Genomic DNA, 24,820 nt, shown 5'->3' on the forward strand with positions numbered 1-24,820 from the left:
AGATCGAAGATCGAGGTCGAGCCAGATATTGCGGTTCCTAGTTCTCTCTAGGACACGCGCTAGAGAGCGAGATATTCGTCTACTCGGCTTGTACCGTCGGTGGGCATGGACCCCGTGCGCAATCCGTATGCCCCCGGTGCCGGTCAGCGACCGCCGGAACTCGCCGGTCGCGACAAGCAGATCGATGCCTTCGACGTCGTGCTCGAGCGAATTGCGCGTGGCCGCCCGGAACGAAGTGTTGTCCTCACCGGATTGCGTGGCGTCGGTAAGACCGTCCTGCTCAATCAGTTGCGTTCGGCGGCGATCTCCCGAAGCTGGGGGACCGGGAAGATCGAGGCGCGGCCCGACCAGGATTTACGACGCCCACTCTCGTCAGCGCTCCACATGGCGGTCCGCGAGATCGCGGTCTCCCATCGCGATCCGGAGCGGGTCGAACAGTTCCTCGGAGTCCTCAAATCGTTTGCCCTACGCGCCACCGCGGACAAAGGCATGCGCGAGCGCTGGCAACCAGGCATCGACGCACCTGCGATCAAAGGTCGCGCGGACAGCGGCGACATCGAGATAGACCTGGTCGAGTTGCTGCTCGACGCGTCGTCGTTGGCCCGGGATGTCGGCGTCGGGATCGCCATCTTCATCGACGAGATGCAGGACCTCGGTGCCGCGGACGTCTCGGCGATCTGCGGGGCCTGCCACGAGTTGAGTCAGGACGCGGCACCGCTGATCGTCGTCGGGGCGGGGCTTCCGCATCTGCCTGCTGTGCTGTCGGCGTCGAAAAGCTACTCGGAGCGCCTGTTCAGCTACCACCGGATCGATCGGCTCGAGCGGGAAGCTGCAGATCAGGCACTGATTGCGCCTGCTGAGCGTGAGGACGTCGAGTTCACCGAATCTGCGCTCGACGCTCTGTACGAAGCGGCTGACGGGTACCCGTACTTCGTTCAGGCCTACGGAAAGGCCACGTGGGATGTGGCGGCGTCGAGTCCGATCACGTCGGAAGACGTGCGCGTCGGCGCGCCGACGGCTGAGGAAGAACTCGCTGTCGGCTTCTTCGGATCACGGTACGAGCGAGCAACGCCCGCGGAGCGTGAGTACATGCGCGCCATGGCCGATCTCGCCGGTGACGACGGACCCGTCGCAACCGCGAACATCGCCGTCGAGTTGGGGCGCAAGCCGGCTTCCCTGTCGCCGGCACGCGATGGACTGATCAAGAAGGGACTGATCTATTCGGCAGAACGTGGGTCCATCGGATTCACGGTCCCGCACTTCGGCCGATACCTGCGCGGACAAGCGGAGTGAACGCGCTCGAAACCGCGTGGGATCGGGTGGCGGCGCTCAGTCCCAATCCGCCGGCGTGGGTGGTTCAACTGGCCGCGTTGATCGCCGTGATCATCGTTCTCGAACCACACCTGTGGCGGATCGCCCGCAACGTCGTCACCATCGCACACGAGGGCGCTCATCTGATCGTCGCAGTCCTGGTCGGTCGACGGTTGAAAGGTCTTCGCCTGCATTCGGATACGTCGGGTGTCGCGATTTCGTCGGGCAAACCGACCGGCTTTGGCGTCATTCTGATGACGTTCGCGGGGTACGTCGGACCGTCGATTCTCGGACTCGGCGCGGCCGGGTTGTTGGGCGCGCAGCGTGCGGTCTCGGTGTTGTGGATCGGCGTATTCGTGATCGCGGTGATGATGGTTCTGATCCGAAACCTCTACGGAGTCTTCTCACTTGCCGTGGTGGGAGCCGTGTTGTTCGGACTCGTCTGGTGGGGGACCCAGGAGCAGCAGGTGGCTGCTGCCTACTTCTTGACGCTCTTCCTGCTCTTTGCCGGACCGCGCCCGGTCGTGGAACTTCAACGGCAGCGAATGCGGCGAGGCGGGGCACCGGACTCGGACGCCGACCAATTGGCCAGGCTCTCACCGATACCCGCGATCGTCTGGGTCGGTTTGTTTCTGCTCGTGAACGTCGCGGTGCTCGTGCTCGGCGGATGGTGGATCCTGCGCCCGGTGGGTGGCTGACCGCATTGATCAGTTGTCCTGACGGGACAATGGATCAACGATTGTTGATGCTCCGCGGCCGTAGTCATCGCGTGAAGGCGCTCATATCGTGGAAGTCGACGAGTGGTCGTGCCGGGACTTCCCGCGGCCACATCCGCAGCGACGAAGACCGTCGACGATGACAAGGATTCGTTTTGGACGACAAGAACTTCCGCGGACGAACCGCCATCATGTCCGGGGGAAGCCGTGGCATCGGACTTGCCATCGCCCGTGCGATAGCGCGCCGCGGCGGAAATATCGTGTTGCTCGCCAAGACCGATACGCCTGACCCCCGGTTGCCCGGAACTATCCACACGGCTGTGGACGAGTTGAACGAGCTTGGGGGTCATGCCGTTCCCGTCGTCGGTGACGTGAGGAACGACGACGACATCGCGCACGCCGTCGATGCAGCGGTAGAGCACTTCGGTGGTATCGACATCGTGGTCAACAACGCGAGCGTCCTCGACATTTCGAAAACCGAAGACCTCGCGATGAAGCGATTCGATCTGATGCAGCAGGTCAACGTCCGTGGCACTTTCGCGCTCACCCGAGCGTGCCTTCCGTACCTTCGGGTTTCGGCCAACGCGCACGTATTGACGCTGTCGCCACCGCTCAACTTTTCGCCGCACTGGTTGGGTGCTCATCCGGGCTACATGCTGGCCAAATACGGAATGACATTGGCGGCCTTGGGTATCGCCGCGGAGTATTCAGGTGCACCGATTTCGAGTAATTGCCTGTGGCCGGAGACCATGATCGCCACGGCGGCCGTCGGAAACCTGCTCGGGGGAGACGACAGTATCGATCACTCGCGTTCACCCGAGATCATGGCCGATGCGGCTGTCGAGATTCTCGGACGTCCCGCCGGCACGGAAAGCGGTCGGACGGTACTCGACGTCGATGTCCTGCGCGAGGCGGGGATTTCGGACTTCTCGCAGTACGGCGGTCAGTCACCGTTGGCGATCGACATCTTCGTCGACGCTCCAATTCCGTGATCTCGGGCGATCTACAGGTATCTAGCCAAATCGCTAGATACCTGTAGATCTTCCTCACGCCACCTCGTGCTCGCCGCCCGGGGCAACTTTCTGAAGTCCGCGATATGCGTCGCTGGCACTTTGGCGACCACCGATGACGGCCTCGACCTCCGCGGCAATCGGCATGTCGACTCCGTATTCGCGAGCCAGATCCATGACGGTAGGGGCAGTTTTTACTCCCTCGGCGACCTGGCCGAGCTTGGCGACCGCCTCCTCGACGGTCAATCCCTGCGCCAGAGCTTCGCCGACGCGACGGTTGCGAGAAGTCGGAGCCATGCAGGTGGCGATCAAATCGCCGACGCCCGTCAAGCCGGCAAAGGTGCGCGGGTTGGCGCCCATCGCTTCACCGAGTCGGGTCATCTCGGCGAGACCGCGCGCGAGCACCATCGCACGAGTGTTGTCCCCGACTCCCAGACCGTCGGCCATGCCCGAGGCGATGGCAACGATGTTCTTGAGGATGCCGCCGAGTTCACAGCCGAGTACGTCGGTGTTGCGGTAGACGCGGAAGACCGACGACGCGAACAGGGGTTGCAGCGCGGCGGCGACGCGATCGTCCTGGGTGGCCACGACCGATGCCGCGGCCATGCCGTCGACGATCTCCTTGGCGATGTTGGGGCCCGCGAGCAGTCCGACGGGATGGCCGGGCAGGCACTCGGCGATCACTTCGGTGGGGCGCTGCCGGGTGCCGGGCTCGAGGCCCTTGGACAGTGACAACACCGGGACCCACGCCCGAACCTCGTTGGCGATCTCGGCGAGGGTGGCGCGAACGGCGTGCGAAGGCACCCCACATACGAGTACGTCCGCTTCACGAGCGGCTTCGACCAGATCCGAGGTTGCCTTGAGTCCCTTGGGAAGTTTGCGCTCACCAAGGTATTTGGAGTTGGTCCGTTGCGAATTGATCTCGTCGGCCGCTTCGGAATTTCGTGCCCACAGCAGGGTGGGAGTGTTGCGGGCAGCGAGGCCGGCCACCGTGGTTCCCCACGATCCGGCACCGAGGACGACGACGCGTACCGGGCGGGCCATCAGAGTGCGCTGTTCTGGGTAGCGAGTGCTGTCATGGCGCCAAGCGTTCCACTTGCGGAGCAGTTGCGGGCCAATTCCAGCGAGTCTGTGGCTCGACTTACAGATGAGGCGGCGTTTCGGGGCTTTCGCGCATTGTTTCGACCGCTTCTGCGGATTCCGCGACGATCGAGCGCATCGCGGTTTCTGCAGCGTCGGCGTCGCCGGACTGAATGGCTGATGCGACCACTCCGTGCAGGTGAATCGCTTCGGGGTCGGCTTCGTGGGGCATCAAGGAGTGGCGTGTGCGGCCTTCGAGTATCTCGACGACGATCTGCGACATCGCCCGCAGCATCGGGTTACCGGAGGCGGCGAGCAGGGTGCGGTGGAAGTCGGAGTCATGGCCGAGATAGGCACCGGTATCGGCAGCGCGAGAGGTAGCTGACATGCCGATGACGGCTGCGGTCAGAGCGCCGCACTGGTCGGGTGTTGCGCGAGTTGCGGCCAGTCGCGCCGCCAGGGGCTCGATACCGGAACGGAGTTCACTCAGGATCGAAAGCTGCTCGAACCGATCAGGACCGGCCAGTTGCCAGCGGATGACATTGGGGTCGAGCGAGTTCCAGTGTTCGGAGCCCAGGATGGTGATTCCGACGCGTCGACGAACCGAAGCCAATCCGAGAGATTCGAGAACGCGGACAACTTCGCGGATGACGGTTCGCGACACGTCGTAGCGCGTTGCCACCTCGTCGGCGGAGATCGTGGTTCCCGGGGGGAGCACACCACCGACTATGTCTTGGCCGAGCTGTTCCAGCATCGAGTCGTGTAACTGCTGAAACGGGACAGAAGGCATACGTAGATCGTCCCATGCGTATGGAGTAAGCCCGGTGCAAGGCGAATAAATACTACAAATTAGTGTCTGCTCTTGAAATTGTAGGTTAATTAAGGAACAGTGACCTCAATCACTCATCGGACTGGGAGTCCCTATGAACACCACAGCATTGCTGGCGGCCGAGGTCGTCCCCGCTGGTAGCGACGCACGATTGATCATCGCTGCAGTCGCCGGAGTCGCGGTCATCATCGCGCTGATCACCTGGCTCGACCTGCATCCCTTCCTCGCGCTGTCCATCGGCGCGGTAGGTGTCGGTCTGGCGGCCGGCCTCGGTTCGGCAGAGTCGGTTGCAGCATTCGCCACCGGTTTCGGATCGACCATGGGAAGCGTCGGAATCCTGATCGGTTTCGGCGCGATGTTCGGCAAACTCCTGGCCGATTCCGGTGGTGCCGACCGAATCGTCGACACACTGGTCGGCCGCTCCAGCACCAAGGCACTCCCGTGGACCATGGCTCTGGTCGGCGCTGTCATCGGTCTGCCGATGTTCTTCGAGATCGGTCTCGTTCTGTTGATGCCGGTCATCATCCTCGTCGCGCGGCGATCCGGATTGTCCCTGATGCGCATCGCGATCCCCACCCTCGCCGGCCTCTCGGCCATGCACGGTTTGGTTCCCCCGCACCCAGGGCCGCTGGTTGCAGTCTCGGCATTGAACGCAAACCTCGGCCTCACCCTCGCACTCGGTGTGCTCGTCGCGATCCCCACTGTTGTTCTCGCCGGACCGGTCTTCAGCAAGTACGCAGCGCGGTGGGTCGACGTGAAGGTTCCGGATCTCTTTGTCACAGGCGAAGATCGAGGTGAAGAAGAGAAGCAGCAGCGCCCTTCGTTTGCGGCGACTCTCGCAGCGATCCTCCTCCCGGTCGTTCTCATGCTGGGCAAGGCATTCGCCGACGTGATCGCACCCGATTCCGAGGCACTCCCCAAGTCCGTCCTCGACTTCCTCGGAACACCCGTTGTGGCTTTGGGTCTCGCGGTTCTGGTCGGAATGGTGCTGCTGGGTCGCGGCGGCGGAATGGACCGCAAGGCCATCTCGAAGTCACTCGAGAGTTCCCTACCTCCCATCGCAGGCATCTTGTTGATCGTCGGCGCCGGTGGCGGTTTCAAGCAGGTCCTGATCGACACCGGTATCGCCGGAGTGATCGCCGACGCGATCAAGGGCAGCAGCCTTCCCGTGCTGTTCCTGGCCTGGCTGGTAGCGGTATTGATCCGCGTCGCAACGGGTTCGGCAACGGTGGCAACGGTGACGGCGTCGGGCATCCTCGCTCCGGTTGCGGCCGACCTCTCGTCCGCACATGTCTCGCTGATGGTCTTGGCGATCGGTGCAGGCTCGCTCTTCCTCTCGCACGTCAACGACGCCGGATTCTGGTTGGTGAAGGAGTATCTGGGCGTCAGCGTGGTACAGAACCTCAAGACCTGGACCGTGATGGAATGCATCATCTCGGTATCGGGCCTGGCCGGAGTGCTCGTGTTGAGCGCATTCATCTAGGTAGGCGAGCACATGAACAGCGAAGCGGCACAGCAGAAGCAGTATCCCGTGCTCGTCCTGATGGGTGTCTCGGGCTCGGGAAAGTCGACGGTCGGCGGCATGCTCGCCGGAGCGATGGGTTGGGACCTTCAAGAAGGCGACGATCTGCACCCGCAGGCGAACATCGACAAGATGGCGACCGGGCATCCGTTGAACGACGACGATCGCTGGCCCTGGCTCGACAAGATCGCCGTCTGGATCAAGAGCCATACCGACGCCGGTCAGCCGGGCATCGTCACGTGTTCGGCACTCAAGCGCAGCTACCGCGACGTGCTTCGCGGTGAGCACGTCGTGTTCGTGCACCTCGCCGGTTCGCGGGATCAGATCGGCCAGCGATTGACCGCCCGCCTCGATCACTACATGCCCGCCTCGCTCCTCGACTCCCAGATCTCGACGCTCGAGGCCGTCGACCCGGACGAGCAGGCCATCGTCGTCGACGTGGGCGGTAGTCCCGCCAAGATCGCGGAGGAGATCCTGCGACGGGTGGAGACGTTCGAGTACTGAGCTCGCCAGGCGTGTAAGCACCCGAGGTTCGGGTTACGGTGCATGGGTGACTGCTGCTGCTCAGACGGCCTGATCGTGACCGACTTCGACTTCCACAGCGTCTGGACGCTCCCGGCCTCTGCCGACCGCGTCTACGCCGTTCTCGCGGATGCCGAGCGGTATTCGCAGTGGTGGCCTCAGATACGCCGAGTCCGGGCGACCGACGAGCACTCGGGCTCCATGGCCATCCGCAGCGCTGTCCCTCTGACGCTGCTCGTCTTCGGGCGACGCGAGGTCGAAGACCCCGTTGCCCGCCATCTGCAAGTGCGTCTCTCCGGGGCCATGACCGGGTGGAGTAGTTGGGTGGTACGCCCCGCTGAATCTGGCTGCGTCGCCGACTTTCGGCAACAAGTAGCGGTGTCCGGAGCGCTCGGTCTGGCCTCGAAGATCGCGAAGCCGGTATTCGAGTGGAATCATGAAGCGATGATGCGTGGCGGGCACCGCGGACTCTCCGCTTATCTCTCCCAGCCGTGATTGCGAGCCAAACTTGCACACACTCGAGTAATTTATGCCTACCCGTCGTGTCGTTTTGGCGCAGCGTCAGTTATCGTTCACAACAGCAGTCGACAAGTATGTGTAACTCACATGCACAAAACGTCTTGACCTGGGAGGACGCTATGCGGACGCGAGATTCGACGGTATGGCATTGGAACGTGAGTCCGCGAGCGCGGGTTATCTTCTGTCTGACCAGGACGTTCGTGAAGCCGATGTTCACCCTCTGGCCGACCACCGAACGCGGCATCCGCCAACTCGAGCGGCTCGACGCGATGGCGGACAAACTGCCGAAGCCGAAGAACCTCGACATCGAGCCTTTCTCGCTTGGTGGTGTGCCAAGCGAGAAGGTGCAGCATCCACGCAAAGCGCAGGGCGAGTTGGCCGGAGCCACGATCCTCTACTTCCACGGCGGTGGGTTCGTCTTCTGCGGTCTGGCAACGCACCGCGCGCTGTGCGGTTTGCTCTCGGCGAAGGCCGGAGTGCCGGTGATCTCCGTGCGTTACCGTCAGCTGCCGGAAGGTTCCATCGGCACCTCCGTCAAGGATGCGATGGCCGCGTACACCGCGTTGCTCGAGACAGCGGAAGACCCGAACAAGATTGTGCTTGCCGGTGATTCGGCGGGCGGTTACCTGGCCATGAAGGTCGCCGAAATTGCCGCACTGCGCGGAATCACGCGGCCCGCTGCCGTGGTGGGATATTCCCCTCTTCTCAACGTGAACCTCGAGGACCACGATCCCGATTTCATGAAACGCGATGCCTACCTGCCGATGTCACAGGTCGAAAAGCTCAAGGACCGGTGGCTGGAGGGTCCGGACGAGATTCCTGGTGCGCAGTCTCCGATCAACGCCGACGCCAGTCTGATTCCGCCGTCGTTCCTGGTGTCCGCCGAATACGAACTGATGCGTCCGGACGTCGAGATCATGACCGAAAACCTGATCAAGGCAGGACAAGCCGTCGAAACGCACATCTGGAGTGGGCAGATCCATGCTTTCCCGGTGATCGGCAAAGCTCTTCGGGAGGGTAAGGCGATCGTTGATCTCACGGTCAAGTTCCTCGAGCGAACGATGGCCTCGCAGAACCAGATCAGCGCCTGAGGTGTTTGTCAGCCGATCGACGTGAGTGTTGCGTAGTCGTCGTTGTCGAGAACGCCCTCGACGACTGCGCGAACTTCCGAGGCATGCAACGTGATCGAACCGCCGTGGTTGTCGAGGAAGGCGGTATCCGCGGCGTCTCGCCCGGTCGAGATCCGCACAAGATTGCTGCGCGGCGCCAATTGCGTTGCGTCGACAACGCGCCACACGTTGTCGATACTGGCTTCGACGACGGCGTGAAAATCCATCGGATCGCAGCCCGGCGCGTAGACGGCCACCAGGCGAGCGGGAATCCCCACCGCGCGTAGCAGCGAGATGGTCAGGTGCGAGTAGTCGCGGCACACTCCGGCGCCGGCCAGCAAGGTGTCTACCGCACTGTCGGTGCCACGGCTGGTGCCCGGGACATAACTCAAATGTGTACTCACCCAGCGCGTGACTTCGAGGAGGAGTTCGGCCGGGGGAGTGGCGAGATCGAATTGCCCGGCGACAAAACCGAAGAACTTGTCGGCCTCGGCATAGCGACTGGGGCGCAGATATTTCGACACGTCGTAGTCGCCGACCGACGCCGGTTCTGCGCGGCCGATGACGGTTGCGTCGTAGCTGACGATCAGTTTGCCTGGGGCGCAGTCGAGTAGGTGAATCCGGGTGCCGTGTTCGGCGATGACCTCACGGGGTTCGATCGGATTGCCGTCATGGACGAACGACATCGTTTCCAGCAGTTCGACACCCGGCGCGCGCGTCACCGCGATCTTGAACTCCAGGTTGGTCGCCTCGTCGATCTCGATGTCGAGCAGGGCGGCGACGGTACGTTTCATCGGATCATCTTTACACCGAATTCGGACACCCACCACCTGGGAGGATTGTGACAGTGCGATCAGGCTTCGGGATAGTCGACGTCGACGCCGCTGCTGAGGTCGCTGCACTCCACCAACTCCACGCCGTGTTCGCGTAGATAGGTGTTGGCGCCGCCGTCCCCGGTGAGTGACTCTGCAAGCGTCGGCCAATGGTCGCGTCCGATCAGGACAGGATGGCCGGGCCTTCCGTGAAAGACAGCTCTTCGCAGTATGTTTCGTGATGGGATGCCCTGACCCGCGATTCGCGTCACGGTGTCGGCGTTCAGGTCCGGGACATCGACCAGGGAGATCGCTGCCGCCTCGGCACCCTCGATCTGCATGGCTGCCTCGAGTCCGCAGCGTAGTGATGCGCTCATTCCCCGTTCCCAATCCGATTTCACCACAATGACATCGGTGGTGGGCAGCAGTTCGACGGCGTCCTCGGCCTGTGCGCCGAGAACCACGATGACCGGTGAGAGTCCGGCGGACTGCAGTGTCGCCACCCCGTGGCGAAGCCAAGGCTGGCCGTCCGTGCCCGTAACGAGAGCTTTCGGTTTGCCCATGCGGGATCCGGCCCCGGCAGCCAGCAGGATCCCGCACGTCGACATGATTATGCTCCGGTGACCCGCGGGCGCAGCCACTCGATCAGATCGTTCAGAACCTCTTCCTGCTCAGGCTCATTGAAGATCTCGTGATACAAGCCGTCGTACACCTTCAAGGTGACGTCCGAAGAACCGGCCAGATCTGCTACGAGCTTGCTGCCGGCGGGGTCCGTCAATCGGTCGTCCGAGCCGTGTTGAAGCAGTACGGGAATGGTGAGCGATGGCAGGCGCGCCGGGAAGCCTTCCGCGGCGGTGATCATGCCGCGCGCAATTCCGGCAGGAACCTTGCCGTGGTGAACCAGCGGGTCGGCGTTGTACTTGTCGACAACCTTCTGATCACGCGATACGGCAGCCGCTTCCAGGTTCTCGACAGGCACGTCGGGGAGGTACTTGCCGACGATCTTGCCCAGCTGCATCACGATCTTCGGAGTGCCGGTTGCGATGATCACAGCAGGTCCGGACAGGGCGAGTGCTTTGAGATCGGCCTGATGGTCGAGGGCATAAGAAAGTGCGATTGCGCCTCCCATGCTGTGGCCGAGCAGGAACTTGTCCTTACCGGGATGTGCCGCCGTCACGATCGAGAACAACGTGTGGACGTCGTCGGTGAAGTCGGAGAATTCCTTCAGGTGAACGCGCTTGCCGCCAGAGCGTCCGTGTCCGCGATGGTCGGGTGCGTACACGATGAGCCCGAGTTCCCCGAGCCGCGCAGCAACATGGTCGTAGCGCCTCGCGTGTTCGCCGAGTCCGTGGCACAGGACAAGAACCCCGGTGGGCTCGCGGTCCGGTGTCCACACGTCGTAGACGATCTTGGTGCCGGCTACTCCGGTGAACGACGACTCTTCGTGCTGCATTGTTGCGCCCTCTCTGCGACCGGTTCCGGTACGCGGATTCTCACATGCTATTCGCCCCGTGGGCAGGGCGCGGGTGTTCAGGGTGTGAGGTCGTCGAGGAAACTTCGACACTTGTTTGTTACGGCTGGTTACATTAACTTAGGGGCGTGACCGGACAAACCGTTGATCGTTCCGACCCTGTTCCAGCCACCCGCTCGCGCCGATTGTGGCGACCCGCGGTTCGGGCCTTGCTGGACGGCGCGCTACCGCTGATCGACAAGCGAATGGCGGAATCGGTACGCCCGTTCGATCGGCCCGAGATGATGCGTCCGCACCTGGCTTCGCGGAAGTTCGCGTGGACGCACTACGGGATCTTCGTTCCCCGGCTGCCAGGGCCTTTCCGTTACCTCAACACCATGACGTTGATCGGTGCAACCGGGACGGTGGTGTTCGACAACGATTATCTCGCTGCACCCGACGCGCGAAACACCGCAACCGTGCTGAGTTCTACCGCAGCGCCGGGGCATCACTTCTATCGGGCGTACGGCGCGGCCGATGAGTGTGCGTTCGAAGAAGATGGTTCGCGAATCGCCTTCGGTGACAACCTGATCATCGACAACAGCTATCCGAAGTTCCGTGTCACCGGACGATACGACTCTTTCGACGTCGATCTCGAGATCGTGGCATCAGATCAAGCGTCGTGGTTCGTGCGCAATCCCGTCTACGACCACGTCAGTCTGCTGGCGCAGTGTTCCGGGACGATCTCGAGTCCGGATGGCCCGGTGAGTATTTCGGCTCCGTGCACCGTCGAATACGCGCGGTGTATGACACCGCAATCGTTGACCCGCCGCGCCCTTCCCGAGTCGTGGAAACTCCCGGCCGACTTCTTCACCTACCAGATCGTTCAGCTCGACGACCGGCATCAATTGTTGCTCACCGATGTTCGAGCGTCAGGGGTTACGGCGTGCAAGCTCGCCTACATTCGGACTGTGGACGGCAGCGCAAGAGTCTTCGACGATGTGGTGTTCGACGTACTCGAGTACGCCGACACATTGCATGTCGACCCACAGGGACGTGAGATGCGTGTGCCGCGCGTACTGCGTTGGCAGGTACGCGATTACGGCAGGACGATTGTCGAGTTCGAGGCCGAGATCGACTCGGAGTGGCGCTATGGCCACGGTAAGGGATACGTCGGCGCGTACACCTACAGGGGAAACTTCGACGGTGCGTCGATCAACGGCACCGGTTACATCGAATGGGTGGACTGCGAAGTGTAAGGCACCTAGTGTGTATCGGTGCCTTTCGTAGACCCCGCCTCGCTGACGACTCGTCCGCAGAAGATCCTTGTCGCGGGGACCTCGGGCGCCGGAAAGACGACCCTCGCCGGTCGAATCGGGCAGCTTCTCGGGATCGAACACACTGAGTTGGACTCGCTGTTCCACGGGCCCGACTGGGTTCCGCTCGAGAGTTTCGAAACCGAAGTACGACGCTTTTCCAGCGAGCCGGCCTGGGTGACCGAGTGGCAGTACGGCGCGGTGCGTGAGCTTCTGGCCGAGCGTGCGGACCTGATGCTGTGGTTAAATCTGCCTCGGCGGACGGTGATGCGCCAGGTGATCACACGAACCGTGCGTCGGCGATTGCAGCGAGAGGTGTTGTGGAATCGCAACATGGAGCCGCCACTGCACACCATTCTGTTCGATCCGGATCATGTGGTGCGCTGGGCCTGGCGAAGCGACGGACGCAACGGCGAGCGTATGGCCACGGTCCTTGTCGATGTGCCGTCGCTGCCGATAGTTAAGCTGCGCAGTCGAGACGAGATCGAGGCTGTGCTCGAAGTCCTCGGCCGTCTGCCCTCAGATCGTCTGAGCTAGGCGAAATCCCAGGTCGTCGATAGCAAACGTCGGGTGGCTTCGCCTCCGTACGGTAGCGCCGCAACCGCGCTCACTTTCGGCCCAACTGCCGCCGCGGAAGATCCGGTACGTGCCGTAAACCTCGGGGTCGTAGAGATCCCAGCACCATTCCCAGACATTGCCGATCATGTCGTACAGGCCCCAGTTGTTGGGTGCCTTCATCCCGACGTCATGTGCTCGTCCTTCTGAATTGTCGCTGTACCAGGCAATCTCGTCGATTTCGCCGTAGCGGTAGCCGGAGGTGCCGGCTTTGCACGCGTACTGCCACTCGGCCTCGGTGGCGAGTCGGTAGCCGGTTGCCGCCCGGTCCCACCGGGGAGACTCGGTGTCGATGTCGTGATACGCGGGCGACAGACCGTCCGCGACTGACAGTGTGTTGCAGGTTGCGATGACGTCTTTCCACGAGAGGTCGACCGCGGGTTTGCTCGGATCGTCCGCCGAATCTCCGTCAAGCAGTGCCCTGGTGGTGAGATGGCGAGCGAGGCGGAATGATTCGACTTTCGAGGTCCACGCAGTGCCTTTGCGATCGTCTCTGAGATGCACCTCGCCGGCAGGGATCTCGATCATCAATTCCGCTGCTCCGGTCATTCGTTCATCATCGCAGAGGTTGTCGCTCACCCGGGGAGACGCTCGAACGCAGCTTGTGGGTCAAGGCCGGTACGCATGCGCCATGCGGTCAGTGCAAGCCCGAGACACACCACCTGCGCCGGATCGTCGAGGGAAACTCCCATCAGCTTCTCGATACGAGTGAGCCGTGCATAGAGCGACTGGCGCCGAATGCCGAGGAAATCCGCGGTTCTCGCCTTGCCGCCCCGGTGTGCGAGGTACGCGTCGAGTGTCCGGACGAGGTCGGCGGAATGTGCTGTGTCGTAAGCGATCAGCGAACCGAGTTGCTCCGTGACGAACGAGGACAAGGAAGCGGGTGTCGTGCCGGCGGCGAGCAGTCGTTGGACGCCGACGTCCCTCGCGAGGATCACTCCGGTCCGGGTGCCGAAACGCCGCGCGATCTGGACGACTTCGCGAGCTTGCGCGACCGCCGCCCCGACGCCCGACAGATCCTCGACCGGCGTCGCCACTCCGAGCGTGCGTACCGCGGAACCGCCCGGCCCGCGGCGTAGCAGCTCGTCGGCTTCGGTGAACGCAGTCCGCACTCGAGCGGGGGATGCGGACGCCCACCCATGCGCGAGCACGATGACGTGATTGGCCGCAGTCCCGACGACACAGGAGCCGAGCACGGCCCGCACGGCGTCGCGTACTTGGTCAGCGAGCTCTCGAACCGGCGTTTGCCGATCGATGTCGACAGCGGCGACGAGGACGTGGTGCCCCTCCGACAACGGCGTCCACCCGGCCGCTGTCAGTCGTTCGGACAAGTCGCCGTGCGATGTGAGCACACCTCCCACCACGTCGGTGATCACCGATTGGGCGAGTGACTGTCTTGGGCCGAGATCGCCGTGACGGCCGAGTTCCAGAGCCACCGCGACGGCGGCGCAGTTTGCGACGGCGGTTCGGCGTGTAGTTGCGGGCCCGCACAGGACAAGTCGACCGAGTGAGTTCGTCGGACCGCGTACGTCGTGGATCGTGCGTTCGGTCTCGGATCGCTCTGCGCCGGTTGTGCTGCGCTCGACGGTTCTGCCATCCGCGTCGAGGAGATCGACGCCGCACCCCGCGAGTCGTGACACCTTGTCGAGCAGCGCGGTCATACCCTGGCCTGCCACCACGAGACTCAGAAGTTCTTGCCAGACAGGCTCGCCCGCCTGTGCCGAACCGAGAGTGCGGCGGAGCATGAGGTCGTGAAAGTCTTCGACCATCCGCTCGAAGGGCACTACTGCGTGCAGGGCCAAGAACGCGAGCCCGCGTCGGCGCGATGCTTCGACGAGTTCGGGAGGGGCCGTGAGGAACGAGCGGCCGACCTCCATCGCGAGCGCGACGCATCCCGCGTCCGCCAACTGGTCGATGTAGGCGGTGAGCTGCTCGGGAGATCGCCCGTGCAGACCGAGGCCCGTGGTCAGGAGGACCTCACCTCCGGACAGCAGCCCACCCATCTCGTACACCTCGGACGAATGGACCCAGCGGACCACCGCGGTATCGACGTCGCCCGCGAGCACCTCGATTGCGGCGGCCTTGAACGAGGGCATCGCAAGAACTTGTCGCAGAGTCGGGAGCATTTCTATATCGTCCGCCGAGGGGGCACTTCGTCATAGAGCTAGTTCTGCCGAACTGACAGGTTGTCCCTTGTCGGGCTGTTACCACCATGGTCGGATTGTGACACGAGCCACAATCGACGATTTTGGTCAGACTCCAGGAGCGCACATGAACCACCCGGCACACACCGATGAGTATTTTCTCGGACTTGCGATCGAACAGGCGAAGATCGGTTGGGAGGAGGGCGGCGTGCCGATCGGCGCGGCGCTGATTCACCGCGGCGAGGTTCTCGCAGTCGGACGCAACCGCCGGGTCCAGATGAACAGCGCCATCCGTCATGGAGAGACCGACTGCATCGAGCGCGCCGGACGACTGCCGGCCTCGGTGTATCGCGAGTGTGTCCTCTACACGACTTTGTCACCGTGCTTCATGTGCGCCGGAACGGCGCGCCTGTACGAGATCCCTCGAATCGTAGTCGGCGAAAATCGTTCCTTCGAGGCGTCGGAAGAATGGTTGCGCAGCAGCGGAATTCAGGTCGACGTCGTCGACGACGCGGAGTGTGTGGCACTGATGGACCGCATGCTGGCCGAGCGCCCGAGCCTGTGGCTCGAAGACATCGGCGAAGTTGTATGAGCAGCGCCGTCGAACCTGCCACGGTCGCAGGCGATTCGGAGAGCGCAGGCCCCCCGGTCGATCCTGACTATCCCGTTACTCCGGTTCCGCTTCATGCGCGAAAGCCGTTCTTCTCGCTCGCGGTGGTGTTGCTGGGGTTCACCATCTTCACACCGACGATGTTGGCCGGAGCAGCGCTCGGTACCGCGTTCTCGTTCTGGAAACTGATGGTGGTGATCGCCGCCGGATCCGCCATCTTGGGGGTCTACGTCGCCATGATGGGGTTCGTCGGAGCCCGAACCGGGCTGACGACAGTTGTGATGGCGCGCTACAGTTTCGGCACCCGCGGGTCCAAGCTCGCTTCGATCCTGCTGGGCGGTACCCAGATCGGCTGGTACGGAGTCATCATCGGCACGATCGGCGATCTCACCGCGCAGGCATTGGGCTGGGATTCCTATCTCGCGCGGGCGTCGGTGATGATCGCGGCGAGCATCTTGATGTGCATCACCGCCTGCTACGGCTACCGCGGAATGTATTGGGTCTCGCTCGTCTCGACGCCCTTGATCCTGGCGTTGGCCTGCTGGGTCGTATTCCGGTCCCTCGAGGAAGTCGGTGGGTTCTCCGGCCTGGTCTCGGTTCAACCGCAGACGACCATGACGATCGCGCTCGCAATCACCACTGTGGTCGGCACGTTTGTATCGGCGGGAACGCAAGCGCCCAACTGGACCAGGTTTGCCCGTTCCGGATCACAAGCGGTGTGGGCCTGCGTTATCGGGTTCCTCCTCGGAAACGGATTGATGATCCTGTTCGGTGCCATCGGAGCCATCACGTTCCACGAAGGTGACTTCGTACTGATTCTCTACAACCTCGGGCTTGTCGGCTGGGGCCTGGTCTTGCTGTTCGGGAACCTCTGGAAGAGCAACGCCGACACCGCATACGCCTTCGGGGTGGCCGGCGCCGAACTGTTCAGAAAGCCCCGCAAGACCCCGTTCGTCATCGGTGGGTGTGTGATCGGCACGGCGCTCGCTCTGACCGGTGTGCACAACCATCTTGTCGACTATCTGAGCCTGCTCGGAACGTTCATCCCGCCATTGGGCGGTGTGATCATCGCGGACTTCCTGTGCCGGTGGCGGCGCGGCATTCCCGAGGGTTACACCCCGCAGCCGGTCCACTGGCGAAACCTCGCCGTCTATGCCGTCGCAGCCTTCCTCGCTTGGCTTTCCGGTGAGTTCGAGGTGGGAATCCCGCCGCTGATCGGAATCGTGGCAGCAATTGCTCTGACGATGTTCCTGCACAGGGTGTTTGGCAACAGCTCGGCAGATCGGGAGGTCTCGACCTCCACCGTCTGAATCGTGCGTCAGGCACCAGCGAGCCCCCGGTGGTTTCGACCCCGCCGGGGGCTCGCGTAATTGATGGAAAGGGCAGACGATTCCGTCTCAACCGTCAGCGCAGAACAGGCAGGTAAGGTGCCTCGATTCCCTGCTCTTCGAACGCAGTCAGCGCCGAGCGTGCAAATGCGCGCTGGACTGCCCACTGGCGCCCAGGCTTGACCTGCGCCGTCACTCGAATGGTAATTGCCTCGGCAGTAACCGAATTGACTCCCAGCATCTCCGGTTTGTCGATCATGTCCGCCCTGATCGGTTCGGACTCCGCCGCCTCGAGGACAGCGCGCGTCGCCACCTCGCACGCTTTGTGCACGTTCGCGTTGTGGGCGATCGGGAGATCGAGAACTGCAGTGGCGTAACCCTGACTCATGTTGCCCACTCGCAGGATTTCGCCATTGCGGCAGTACCACAAGGTGCCGTTGGCATCTCGAATCGTGGTGACACGCAGGCCCACTGTTTCGACGGTGCCGACCGCGTCACCGAGATCGACGACGTCGCCGACACCGTACTGATCTTCCAGCAACATGAAGATGCCGGAGAGGAAGTCACGCACCAGGTTTTGTGCACCGAAACCGATGGCAAGACCGATGACGCCGGCGGATGCGATGAACGGCGCGACGTTGATCCCGAGGATGCCGAGGATCTGCAGCACACACCAGACGAGGATGACGATGGACACCGTCGATTTGAGTACCGAACCGATGGTCCGGGCTCGCTGCGATCGGCGCTCGTTCACCTTGGCATTCGGAGACTTGCGAGGCTTCGACATTCGATCGATCCCGCGGTGCAGTGCGAAGCGCAGAACGACTGCGAGCGCCACGTAGATCGCGATCTCGACGGGTCGGTGTATCAGCCAGTCTCGGTTGGTGTCGGTCAGTTCCCATGCTTGTATTTCGGAAATCATCCCCATGCATTCTACGGATTCCGGCCGATCCGGGCATCGTCGCAGGGCAGGCGGTCCAAAGCCGTACAGGCAGCTAGGCTTACGCCATGGCTGCGTTCACTGGCATACCCGTTGCTGCACTCGACTTCTACGAAGACCTGGAGGCCGACAACAGCAAGACCTGGTGGGCAGCGCACAAGGAGACGTACGACGAAGTGGTTCGTCGTCCGATGGCGTCGTTGACCGCGGCGTTGGAGGACGAATTCGGCACGGCCAAGCTCTTTCGGCCATATCGTGACGTTCGATTCTCGAAGGACAAGATCCCGTACAAGACGCACCAGGGAGCGTTCGTCGGTCTCGCCGAGAGCTGCGGCTACTACGTGCAGATCGACGCGGCAGGGTTGATGGTGGCCGGTGGTTTCTACGCCAGCAGTTCGGAGACCATCGCGCGTTATCGTGCGGCTGTCGACGACGACGTTCGAGGGCCGGAGCTCGAGAAGATCCTGGCCTCCGTCGAGAAGGCCGGATTCACGATCGGCGGCGACAAGCTCAAGACGGCACCTCGCGGATACACGGTCGATCACCCGCGGATCGAATTGCTGCGTCACAAGTCGCTGACTGCCGGTCGTAGTTACCCAAGCCCGTCGTGGCTGGACAGCGCCAGGACATTGAAGGAAGTTCGCACAGCGTGGCGCGCACTGACGCCCTTGGTCGAATGGTCCGGACAGGTGCTCGGACCGAACTGACCGTCCGACAGAAAGTGTGACGTAGCCGTAGGAGTGTTCACCTCGAGTTCATCGAAACTCGAGACGCCTGGGGCTAGCGTGGTGTGTGTAACCGAAAGTTTCGGCCCCGCTTCGAGTCGCAGCGCCGCAGTTCGAAGCCATTTTCTCTCGATCGACATCGTGAACAACCCGTGTCAGTGGAGACCATCATGGCTATGTTTCTCGCTCTCGTCCTGATCATCTCGGTCCTCGGAATCGTCGGCACCTACCTCGCGTTCAGTGCGGTCTACTTCGTCGAGATGCGCAAACTCGACAAGTAAGGGGTGCGAATTGGCCTGATTCGACTATTTCTGGGCCGATCGCGACGACCCTCCCTGCGTACGCTGTTAGGGCATCCTTATCCGCTCGCAACAGTGGATGATTCATTTCTTCTGGAGGTTCGACACGCATGCCCGCTCAATCCACGCTCTTGCTTCCCGAGGGCTACTCCGACAACCGCCTCGTTTCGGACCTCACACGTCGGCAGTTCGGCTTCGGTGCCGGGATCGCCGGACTGGGCGCGTTCCTGGCGGCCTGCGGTGACAGCGGGAGCAGTTCGGGTGAAACCGAAATGCGTTCTGTGACGACACCTCTCGGTACCTACGACATTCCCGTCAATCCGAAGAGGGTTGTCGCGATCGACTCGCGGCTCGATCTGGAACCTGCTGTGGCTCTGGAACTTCCGCTCGTCGGCTACACGTACGCCCAGGCGACACCGTGGGTGCCTATCGATTCGTCGGTGCCGTTCCTGTCGGAGATCCCCAACCGCGAACAGATCTTGGCGCTCGAGCCCGACCTGATCGTGTGCCTCAACTACGAGAGCGAGTGGTGGCCGGTCGCCGAGATGTCTACCATCGCACCGGTTCTGACGACCGAGTTCACCGACGACTGGCGTACAAACCTCTCGCGGCTGTCGGGCTGGCTCGGTCGAACGGCCACACTCGATCGATTGACGCTCGACTACGACAATCTGATTTCCGACATCCGCAGTCGTCATGCCGAGAAGATTGCGTCCAAAACCGTTGCCAGTGTCTCGTTCATGCCAGACACGAACACGCTGTACGTCACGAGCATCCGTACGTCCGAGAAGGGCGACAAGCCCAGCGACATGACGCTCGGCGACATCGGTGGCAAAACTGCCACCTCGGCGGGCCTCGATCCCGAGGGTGGCGTCAGCCTCGAAGGCCTCGATGTGCTGGCCGGCGTCGACGGCTTCATGATCACCGAAAACGAGGACAGTGCCGCGTACCAGGCATTGGTGGCGAGCAAGCTGTGGCAGCGACTCCCGGCAGTGCAGGCTGGCAACGTCACCAGTCTGGGCGGCTCCACGTTCTACGGTTCGATCTACACGATTTCGTACGTGGCACAGGGTTGGGATGCCCTGTACAACAAGATCAGCTGAAGCCTCTGCCGATCGGACCGATGAGTTTCGGTAACGCGGGCGGTCTAATCAGGTAGGCATTGACCAAACCCGAGGAGATCGACGTGCAAACAGAGCAATCCCCAGCGGTAGTGCAATCCCGCGACGGTACGACCATCGCATACGAACGCTCCGGTGCCGGACCAGCAGTGGTTCTGGTTGCCGGAGCGTTCTGCGATCGAGGATGGTTCGATTCTCTCGCTGCTGCGTTGGCGGCGGACTTCACGGTGTACTCGTACGACAGGCGCGGACGCGGGGACAGCGGTGACAGTCGCGCGTTCTCGATCGACGCCGAGGTGGAGGACTTGCGAGCGGTCGTCGCTGCCACTGGTGAAACGCCGCTGGTCTACGGATTGTCGTCGGGTGCTGCGCTGGCTTTGGAAGCCGCTGCGCAGGCCGTTCCGATGCGTAAGCTCGCCGTCTACGAGCCGCCGTACATGGACGACGACCAGCGTGACGAGACTGCCCAAAGTGACCTGAAGCGGTTGATCGCGGCCGGCGACAGGGAAGGTGCTGTGACGCGTTTTCTGGATCTGACCGGTGCATCCCCGGAGATGGTCGACGAGATCAAGCGGAGTGCCGATTGGCCTGACATGTGCGCCATCGCGCACACCTTGCCTTACGACGTCGCCGTGTGTGATCACGGCTGTCAGTCGCTCGACTGGCTTGCCTCCATTACCGTCCCTACATTGGTCATGTACGGCGGTGACAGTGGTCAATGGGCACCTGCCTCGGCGACGAGAATCGCTGCAAAAGTCTCGGGGACAAAGACTTTGGAGATCCCCGGTCAGGGTCACGGCGTTGCCGACGACGCTATTGTCCCGGCTCTGCGTGAGTTCTTTTCCGGCTAATCGCTGTGCGGCGAAAACGATCGTCAACCTAGGGTTGACGTTTCCGATTGCGTCAACCTATGGTTGACGCATGAGCAAGCCAGTGGAAATGACCAACAAGGTTCGACTCGACGACCTCATCGACGCGATCAAGAAGGTGCACACCGACGCGCTCGACCAACTTTCCGACGCCGTGATCGCCGCTGATCATCTCGGTGAAGTTGCAGATCACCTGATCGGCCACTTTGTCGACCAGGCGCGCAGGTCGGGGGCGTCGTGGACGGAGATCGGTGCGAGCATGGGTGTGTCGAAGCAGGCTGCGCAGAAGCGTTTTGTTCCCAAGGCGCCGAGTGATCAGAAGCCGATGGATCCGAACGAAGGGTTCAACCGGTTCACTCCCCGGGCGAAGAACGTCGTCATGGCCTCGCAGAACGAAGCCCGCGCTGCCGGTAACGCAGAGATCCAGCCCGAGCACCTGCTCCTGGGGCTTGTCGAGGAGCCTGCCGGGTTGGCTGCGAAGGCGATAGTGGCGCAGGGGGTGGAGCTCGGGTCCGTCCGAGCTGCAGTGGCCGGTGTACTCCCGGCTCCGACTTCCGAACTGCCAGAACTTATTCCGTACGACGCTCGCGCGCGCAAGGTCCTGGAACTGACGTTCCGTGAGGCTCTTCGTCTGGGCCACAACTACATCGGAACCGAGCACATCCTGCTCGCGCTGCTCGAACTCGAAGACGGATCAGGTGTTCTGGCTGATCTCGGATTCTCGAAGTCGGTTGCGGAGTCGAATATCGTGGGAGCGTTGGCCGTCATTCAGGATCAGTGATTCAGGGGTGAATCTGATGCAGAAGAGGGCCGCACCCTTGCGGGTGCGGCCCTCTTCTTGTGTCACTGATTAGACAGCGCGCACATTGGTGGCCTGAGGACCCTTCTGGCCCTGGCCAACCTCGAACTCCACACGCTGGTTCTCGTCGAGCGACTTGTAGCCGTTGCCCGAGATTTCAGAGTAATGAACGAACACGTCCGGTGTTCCGTCGTCGGGAGCGATGAAACCAAAGCCCTTTTCGCCGTTGAACCACTTCACGATGCCCTGTGCCATACCGATACTCCCTACAAACTCGATCCGGGCCCTCACATCGAAGTCCCGATCTCGATGTGTCTATCCTCCCACGCCGCGCAAGTCGAACGGTGGGCGACGTGCAAAAGACGGTAATTCGGAAGCTTTCGAGCAGGGAATGGCAACTGATCTTCGACTGATTTTCGACGCTGGAGCGACCCGATCGCCGAAGGCAGGGACTGGTGGCTCGCCCAACTGCCTGCGGTGATAGATCAGCGGGAAGGTACTTGTCCGCTCGAGAACGGTCCATATTTATCGCTCCGATCTCTCGGAATCGCAAACGTAGGAACCCTATGGAAGATGAGGGTGGGCTAACCTCTCATTCGCTGTGCCCTCGGCGCGCGCAGCAGCCGAGAAGGAGAGTGCATACATGTACGGAACGATTTGTGAATCTACGACGTCTGAACTGGTGGACCAGCTCAGTCGCCGTGGGTTCTTCGGCGTCGGTGCGGTGGCAGCGGCCGCCATCCTTGCGGGTTGTTCGACTACGTCAGATGCCGCTGATGCCGGCGAACGACGCGAGGTGATCAATGCGCTCGGCACCACCACGATCTCGGGGAAGCCGGAAAGGATCGTTGTTGCCAGCGACTTCACGGATCTCGAATTCCTGCTCTCTCTCGGCGTTCACCCAGTCGCCTACGGCAATACGGGTGCGTGGGACCGCGGTGCACTGCCTTGGCAGAGCACCGCTGGAATAGCCGATCTCGAAAGCTTCGACACCACAGGCGAAATCAGCCCGGAAATCATCGCGCGCTACTCACCGGATCTCATCATCGGAATGAAGACCTATCTCGAACCGGCAGCCGAGAGGCTCAGCCAGATCGCGCCGGTCATCGCGCTGGACTGGACCACCTCGTGGCGTGACGGCGTCGCCACGGTCGGGCAGGCCGCTTTTGTCGACGAGGCCGCTGCTGCAGCGATCGCCCGGACCGACGCCCTGATCTCCGACACCGCCGCTTCGCTGAATGGCTTGGGTGGCAAGACGATCATGATCGGCTCGATGTACGGCGATCAGTTGTATGTGCAAGGGGATGCCAGTGCGCCCGGGGTTCTGCTGCGCGAACTCGGACTCAACTATCGCGGATACAACGCCGAGCAGATGACTGCGCTGTCGATGGAGCAGGCGGAGGTACTAGCACCCGCAGACATTTTGCTCAGCCTCGCTTCTGATCAGGAAGCGACGACGAGGTTGGAGAACTTCGCAGTTTTCCAGAACCTCCCCGCGGTGAAGGCGCGAGCCTATGCGCCGGTCGAACTTCTGCTCTCGAATGCCTTCGTCGACAATTTCGGTCCACTGAGCGCGCCGTACGCCTTGCCGCAGCTCGCCGAGGTCTTGACCGGGCTTGCGGCGGGCCAGGGAAAACAACTCCCCTGACCTCGCTTCCGAGCGTACGGACCCTGCGTCGGCCTAGCATCGAAACATGGTGGACATAGATCTGACTGGCCGCGCCGCAGTTGTCGGCGGATCACAACCGCTGCGAGCGATACTCGAAACCCCCACTACCCCCGGCCCGTGGCCGGGGGTAGTGATGATTCACGAGGCCTTCGGGCTCGAGGAGGTGATGCAGCGGCAAGCGAAGCGGCTGGCCTCTGCGGGATTCCTGACGCTCGCTGTCGACCTCTACAGCGCGGGCGGGGCGAAGCGGTGCCTCGTGCCCACCATGACGTCGATGCTTCGAGGACACGGCAAGGCGTTCACCGACATCGAAGTCGCTCGCAGTTGGCTGGTGGAATCCCCGGACTGCACCGGAAAGATCGGTGTCATCGGATTCTGCATGGGCGGCGGCTTCGCGATGGTCAGCGCCGGAGATTTCGACGCTGCCTCGGTCAACTACGGTCAGCTTCCACGCAAACTCGATGAGGCCGTGGTGGATGCGTGCCCGATCGTCGGGAGTTTCGGAGGCAAGGACTTCTCGCTCCGCGGTGCGGCAGCGAAACTGGAGACGGCGCTCAGCAATGCCGGTATCGAGAACGACGTCAAGGAGTACCCCACCGCCGGCCACGCGTTCCTCAACGACGCGGAGGCCGGACCCAAGGTGCTCCGTCCGTTGGAGCGCATCCTCGGAATCGGTCCCGATCCTGTTGCAGCGCAGGACGCCTGGAAGCGAATCGACTCGTTCTTCGAGCGCCACCTGGCCTGATCAGCGACTGGTTCTCTCACCGCCGTTGACTGCCAATACCTGACCGGTGATCTGCCGGGCGCCAGGTGAGGCCAAGAAGTGAACGGCTGATGCGATGTCGTCCGGTGTTCCGGCGCGCTTGGTGCTGGTGGACTCGATCAGCATCGCGCGACGCTCGTCCGTCAGAAAGTCTCGGAAGAACTCGGTGTCGGCGATGTAGCCGGGGGAGACGATGTTCGCGGTGATGCCTTCGGGCCCCAGTTCGGCGGCCAGATCGATATTCCACGTCGCAACTGCGGCTTTGGCAGCGCCGTACGCGCCCGCGCCCTTGTCGGCGGCAATCGATCCGATGGTGATGACGGCACCGCCGCTGGGGATTCGATCGCGAACTGCGGCTGTAGTCAGCACTGCCGAGATGAGATTGGAGTCCAGATTCGCACGCCACCCGGCGGCCAGGGATTCCAGATCTGACGGTGCTTCGCGATCGAAGTCCGTGTTGCCACCGGCGCAGTGCACCACGACGTCGATGGTTCCCGGAAGCGAATCCTGCAGCCGCTTCAGGTCTTTCGGGTCGGAGTTGTCACACGTCAAGGCGTGAACATCGGAACCCAGCTCCTCCGCGGTCTTTTCGAGTGGTTCCGTGCGTCGGCCGGTGACAAAAACTGTGTCTCCGTCTCGGGCGAACGCCGCTGCAACTGCGCGCCCGATCCCTGTTCCGCCGCCGGTTACCAGAACTGTGCGTGTCATGCCTACCTCCGTGAGCTACGTTTAGACCTATACG

General features: G+C 62.4%; 27 protein-coding genes. 17 read left to right on the forward strand and 10 right to left on the reverse strand.

What is annotated here, in order from left to right:
* Positions 1-105 precede the first annotated feature (105 nt).
* The 3 genes from H351_RS06640 to H351_RS06650 all read left to right on the forward strand — a co-directional run bounded on the left by H351_RS06640 (position 106) and on the right by H351_RS06650 (position 3,019).
* Positions 106-1,293: an ATP-binding protein gene (locus H351_RS06640; protein ID WP_029256385.1), complete on the forward strand. Its 1,188-nt coding sequence runs from the start codon at positions 106-108 to the stop codon at positions 1,291-1,293.
* Positions 1,290-2,009: a M50 family metallopeptidase gene (locus tag H351_RS06645; RefSeq protein WP_003940327.1), complete on the forward strand. Its 720-nt coding sequence runs from the start codon at positions 1,290-1,292 to the stop codon at positions 2,007-2,009. Before H351_RS06640 ends, H351_RS06645 begins: the two co-directional genes overlap by 4 nt.
* Before the next feature lie 173 nt (positions 2,010-2,182).
* Positions 2,183-3,019: an SDR family oxidoreductase gene (locus H351_RS06650; protein ID WP_029256384.1), complete on the forward strand. Its 837-nt coding sequence runs from the start codon at positions 2,183-2,185 to the stop codon at positions 3,017-3,019.
* A gap of 54 nt (positions 3,020-3,073) precedes the next feature.
* Here the strand turns inward: H351_RS06650 and H351_RS06655 are convergent, their stop codons facing one another.
* Positions 3,074-4,081: an NAD(P)H-dependent glycerol-3-phosphate dehydrogenase gene (locus H351_RS06655; RefSeq protein WP_019745531.1), complete on the reverse strand. Its 1,008-nt coding sequence runs from the start codon at positions 4,079-4,081 to the stop codon at positions 3,074-3,076.
* 97 nt (positions 4,082-4,178) lie between these two features.
* Positions 4,179-4,907 (reverse strand): FadR/GntR family transcriptional regulator, encoded by a 729-nt coding sequence (locus H351_RS06660; RefSeq protein WP_029256383.1) that lies wholly within the window; start codon positions 4,905-4,907, stop codon positions 4,179-4,181.
* A gap of 133 nt (positions 4,908-5,040) precedes the next feature.
* Here H351_RS06660 and H351_RS06665 point away from each other — a divergent pair, with 133 nt between their 5' ends.
* From H351_RS06665 to H351_RS06680, 4 genes are all read left to right on the forward strand, one after another.
* A complete protein-coding gene (locus tag H351_RS06665) occupies positions 5,041-6,429 on the forward strand; it encodes a GntP family permease (protein ID WP_019745529.1) in 1,389 nt (462 codons plus the stop codon).
* Between the two features lie 12 nt (positions 6,430-6,441).
* Positions 6,442-6,972 carry a gluconokinase gene (locus H351_RS06670; protein WP_020909302.1) on the forward strand — a complete coding sequence of 177 codons (531 nt, stop codon included), beginning with the start codon at positions 6,442-6,444 and terminating at the stop codon, positions 6,970-6,972.
* A gap of 75 nt (positions 6,973-7,047) precedes the next feature.
* A complete protein-coding gene (locus tag H351_RS06675) occupies positions 7,048-7,485 on the forward strand; it encodes an SRPBCC family protein (protein WP_029256382.1) in 438 nt (145 codons plus the stop codon).
* A gap of 143 nt (positions 7,486-7,628) precedes the next feature.
* Positions 7,629-8,600, forward strand: a complete 972-nt coding sequence (locus H351_RS06680) for an alpha/beta hydrolase (protein WP_029256381.1) — start codon at positions 7,629-7,631, stop codon at positions 8,598-8,600.
* 8 nt (positions 8,601-8,608) lie between these two features.
* On the opposite strand, the gene H351_RS06685 is transcribed toward H351_RS06680, so the two are convergent.
* From H351_RS06685 to H351_RS06695, 3 genes are read right to left on the reverse strand one after another with little or no spacing between them, the layout of a single operon-like run.
* The gene (locus H351_RS06685; protein WP_020970960.1) at positions 8,609-9,412 is read right to left on the reverse strand and encodes a transglutaminase-like domain-containing protein; all 804 of its coding nucleotides are present in this window, start codon (positions 9,410-9,412) and stop codon (positions 8,609-8,611) included.
* 59 nt (positions 9,413-9,471) lie between these two features.
* Positions 9,472-10,038, reverse strand: a complete 567-nt coding sequence (locus H351_RS06690; protein ID WP_029256380.1) for a nucleotidyltransferase family protein — start codon at positions 10,036-10,038, stop codon at positions 9,472-9,474.
* 2 nt (positions 10,039-10,040) lie between these two features.
* Entirely contained in the window at positions 10,041-10,883 is an 843-nt protein-coding gene (locus H351_RS06695; protein ID WP_019745522.1) for an alpha/beta hydrolase, read from the reverse strand.
* 146 nt (positions 10,884-11,029) lie between these two features.
* On the opposite strand from H351_RS06695, the gene H351_RS06700 reads away from it, so the two are divergent.
* Together H351_RS06700 and H351_RS06705 are read left to right on the forward strand one after the other, a co-directional pair.
* A complete protein-coding gene (locus tag H351_RS06700) occupies positions 11,030-12,139 on the forward strand; it encodes a DUF6670 family protein (RefSeq protein ID WP_029256379.1) in 1,110 nt (369 codons plus the stop codon).
* A gap of 18 nt (positions 12,140-12,157) precedes the next feature.
* The gene (locus H351_RS06705; protein ID WP_029256378.1) at positions 12,158-12,733 is read left to right on the forward strand and encodes a P-loop NTPase family protein; all 576 of its coding nucleotides are present in this window, start codon (positions 12,158-12,160) and stop codon (positions 12,731-12,733) included.
* Here the strand turns inward: H351_RS06705 and H351_RS06710 are convergent.
* Both H351_RS06710 and H351_RS06715 read right to left on the reverse strand, forming a co-directional pair.
* The gene (locus H351_RS06710; protein WP_029256377.1) at positions 12,716-13,360 is read right to left on the reverse strand and encodes a formylglycine-generating enzyme family protein; all 645 of its coding nucleotides are present in this window, start codon (positions 13,358-13,360) and stop codon (positions 12,716-12,718) included. The two genes, H351_RS06705 and H351_RS06710, sit on opposite strands and share 18 nt — an antisense overlap.
* A gap of 26 nt (positions 13,361-13,386) precedes the next feature.
* Positions 13,387-14,907 carry a PucR family transcriptional regulator gene (locus tag H351_RS06715; RefSeq protein WP_223257826.1) on the reverse strand — a complete coding sequence of 507 codons (1,521 nt, stop codon included), beginning with the start codon at positions 14,905-14,907 and terminating at the stop codon, positions 13,387-13,389.
* Positions 14,908-15,082: 175 nt separating this feature from the next.
* Between H351_RS06715 and H351_RS06720 the strand changes: the two genes are divergently transcribed.
* Together H351_RS06720 and codB are read left to right on the forward strand one after the other, a co-directional pair.
* Positions 15,083-15,547, forward strand: coding sequence for a nucleoside deaminase (locus H351_RS06720; protein ID WP_003940577.1), 465 nt, complete (start codon positions 15,083-15,085; stop codon positions 15,545-15,547).
* On the forward strand, positions 15,544-16,875 hold the full coding sequence (codB, locus tag H351_RS06725) for a cytosine permease (RefSeq protein WP_020970955.1): 1,332 nt from the start codon (positions 15,544-15,546) through the stop codon (positions 16,873-16,875). The genes H351_RS06720 and codB overlap by 4 nt, the downstream gene beginning before the upstream one ends.
* Before the next feature lie 94 nt (positions 16,876-16,969).
* Here codB and H351_RS06730 read toward each other — a convergent pair whose 3' ends face one another.
* Positions 16,970-17,821 carry a mechanosensitive ion channel family protein gene (locus H351_RS06730; protein ID WP_020970954.1) on the reverse strand — a complete coding sequence of 284 codons (852 nt, stop codon included), beginning with the start codon at positions 17,819-17,821 and terminating at the stop codon, positions 16,970-16,972.
* A gap of 80 nt (positions 17,822-17,901) precedes the next feature.
* On the opposite strand from H351_RS06730, the gene H351_RS06735 reads away from it, so the two are divergent.
* From H351_RS06735 to H351_RS06750, 4 genes are all read left to right on the forward strand, one after another.
* On the forward strand, positions 17,902-18,540 hold the full coding sequence (locus H351_RS06735; RefSeq protein WP_003939783.1) for a DUF2461 domain-containing protein: 639 nt from the start codon (positions 17,902-17,904) through the stop codon (positions 18,538-18,540).
* A gap of 427 nt (positions 18,541-18,967) precedes the next feature.
* Positions 18,968-19,960: an ABC transporter substrate-binding protein gene (locus H351_RS06740; RefSeq protein WP_029256376.1), complete on the forward strand. Its 993-nt coding sequence runs from the start codon at positions 18,968-18,970 to the stop codon at positions 19,958-19,960.
* A gap of 83 nt (positions 19,961-20,043) precedes the next feature.
* Positions 20,044-20,829 (forward strand): alpha/beta fold hydrolase, encoded by a 786-nt coding sequence (locus H351_RS06745; RefSeq protein ID WP_029256375.1) that lies wholly within the window; start codon positions 20,044-20,046, stop codon positions 20,827-20,829.
* Between the two features lie 70 nt (positions 20,830-20,899).
* Positions 20,900-21,628: a Clp protease N-terminal domain-containing protein gene (locus H351_RS06750; protein ID WP_029256374.1), complete on the forward strand. Its 729-nt coding sequence runs from the start codon at positions 20,900-20,902 to the stop codon at positions 21,626-21,628.
* 69 nt (positions 21,629-21,697) lie between these two features.
* Here the strand turns inward: H351_RS06750 and H351_RS06755 are convergent, their stop codons facing one another.
* Positions 21,698-21,901 (reverse strand): cold-shock protein, encoded by a 204-nt coding sequence (locus H351_RS06755; RefSeq protein WP_003939930.1) that lies wholly within the window; start codon positions 21,899-21,901, stop codon positions 21,698-21,700.
* Positions 21,902-22,247: 346 nt separating this feature from the next.
* Here H351_RS06755 and H351_RS06760 point away from each other — a divergent pair, with 346 nt between their 5' ends.
* Both H351_RS06760 and H351_RS06765 read left to right on the forward strand, forming a co-directional pair.
* Positions 22,248-23,294, forward strand: a complete 1,047-nt coding sequence (locus tag H351_RS06760) for an ABC transporter substrate-binding protein (protein WP_244891454.1) — start codon at positions 22,248-22,250, stop codon at positions 23,292-23,294.
* 46 nt (positions 23,295-23,340) lie between these two features.
* A complete protein-coding gene (locus H351_RS06765; RefSeq protein WP_029256373.1) occupies positions 23,341-24,060 on the forward strand; it encodes a dienelactone hydrolase family protein in 720 nt (239 codons plus the stop codon).
* Here the strand turns inward: H351_RS06765 and H351_RS06770 are convergent, their stop codons facing one another.
* On the reverse strand, positions 24,061-24,786 hold the full coding sequence (locus H351_RS06770; RefSeq protein ID WP_020909286.1) for an SDR family NAD(P)-dependent oxidoreductase: 726 nt from the start codon (positions 24,784-24,786) through the stop codon (positions 24,061-24,063).
* Positions 24,787-24,820: the final 34 nt, after the last annotated feature.

It is taken from the genome of Rhodococcus erythropolis R138 (genome assembly GCF_000696675.2).
GTDB lineage: Bacteria > Actinomycetota > Actinomycetes > Mycobacteriales > Mycobacteriaceae > Rhodococcus_F > Rhodococcus_F erythropolis.

Excerpts from the sequence above, each read along its gene's own strand:
- H351_RS06640 (WP_029256385.1), top strand. The coding sequence starts at position 106 with ATGGACCCCGTGCGCAATCCGTATGCCCCCGGTGCCGGTCAGCGACCG.
- H351_RS06655 (WP_019745531.1), bottom strand. The coding sequence starts at position 4,081 with ATGGCCCGCCCGGTACGCGTCGTCGTCCTCGGTGCCGGATCGTGGGGA.
- H351_RS06660 (WP_029256383.1), bottom strand. The coding sequence starts at position 4,907 with ATGCCTTCTGTCCCGTTTCAGCAGTTACACGACTCGATGCTGGAACAG.
- H351_RS06665 (WP_019745529.1), top strand. The coding sequence starts at position 5,041 with ATGAACACCACAGCATTGCTGGCGGCCGAGGTCGTCCCCGCTGGTAGC.
- H351_RS06670 (WP_020909302.1), top strand. The coding sequence starts at position 6,442 with ATGAACAGCGAAGCGGCACAGCAGAAGCAGTATCCCGTGCTCGTCCTG.
- H351_RS06680 (WP_029256381.1), top strand. The coding sequence starts at position 7,629 with ATGCGGACGCGAGATTCGACGGTATGGCATTGGAACGTGAGTCCGCGA.
- H351_RS06685 (WP_020970960.1), bottom strand. The coding sequence starts at position 9,412 with ATGAAACGTACCGTCGCCGCCCTGCTCGACATCGAGATCGACGAGGCG.
- H351_RS06690 (WP_029256380.1), bottom strand. The coding sequence starts at position 10,038 with ATGTCGACGTGCGGGATCCTGCTGGCTGCCGGGGCCGGATCCCGCATG.
- H351_RS06695 (WP_019745522.1), bottom strand. The coding sequence starts at position 10,883 with ATGCAGCACGAAGAGTCGTCGTTCACCGGAGTAGCCGGCACCAAGATC.
- H351_RS06710 (WP_029256377.1), bottom strand. The coding sequence starts at position 13,360 with ATGACCGGAGCAGCGGAATTGATGATCGAGATCCCTGCCGGCGAGGTG.
- H351_RS06715 (WP_223257826.1), bottom strand. The coding sequence starts at position 14,907 with ATGCCCTCGTTCAAGGCCGCCGCAATCGAGGTGCTCGCGGGCGACGTC.
- H351_RS06720 (WP_003940577.1), top strand. The coding sequence starts at position 15,083 with ATGAACCACCCGGCACACACCGATGAGTATTTTCTCGGACTTGCGATC.
- codB (WP_020970955.1), top strand. The coding sequence starts at position 15,544 with ATGAGCAGCGCCGTCGAACCTGCCACGGTCGCAGGCGATTCGGAGAGC.
- H351_RS06730 (WP_020970954.1), bottom strand. The coding sequence starts at position 17,821 with ATGGGGATGATTTCCGAAATACAAGCATGGGAACTGACCGACACCAAC.
- H351_RS06735 (WP_003939783.1), top strand. The coding sequence starts at position 17,902 with ATGGCTGCGTTCACTGGCATACCCGTTGCTGCACTCGACTTCTACGAA.
- H351_RS06740 (WP_029256376.1), top strand. The coding sequence starts at position 18,968 with ATGCCCGCTCAATCCACGCTCTTGCTTCCCGAGGGCTACTCCGACAAC.
- H351_RS06750 (WP_029256374.1), top strand. The coding sequence starts at position 20,900 with ATGAGCAAGCCAGTGGAAATGACCAACAAGGTTCGACTCGACGACCTC.
- H351_RS06755 (WP_003939930.1), bottom strand. The coding sequence starts at position 21,901 with ATGGCACAGGGCATCGTGAAGTGGTTCAACGGCGAAAAGGGCTTTGGT.
- H351_RS06765 (WP_029256373.1), top strand. The coding sequence starts at position 23,341 with ATGGTGGACATAGATCTGACTGGCCGCGCCGCAGTTGTCGGCGGATCA.
- H351_RS06770 (WP_020909286.1), bottom strand. The coding sequence starts at position 24,786 with ATGACACGCACAGTTCTGGTAACCGGCGGCGGAACAGGGATCGGGCGC.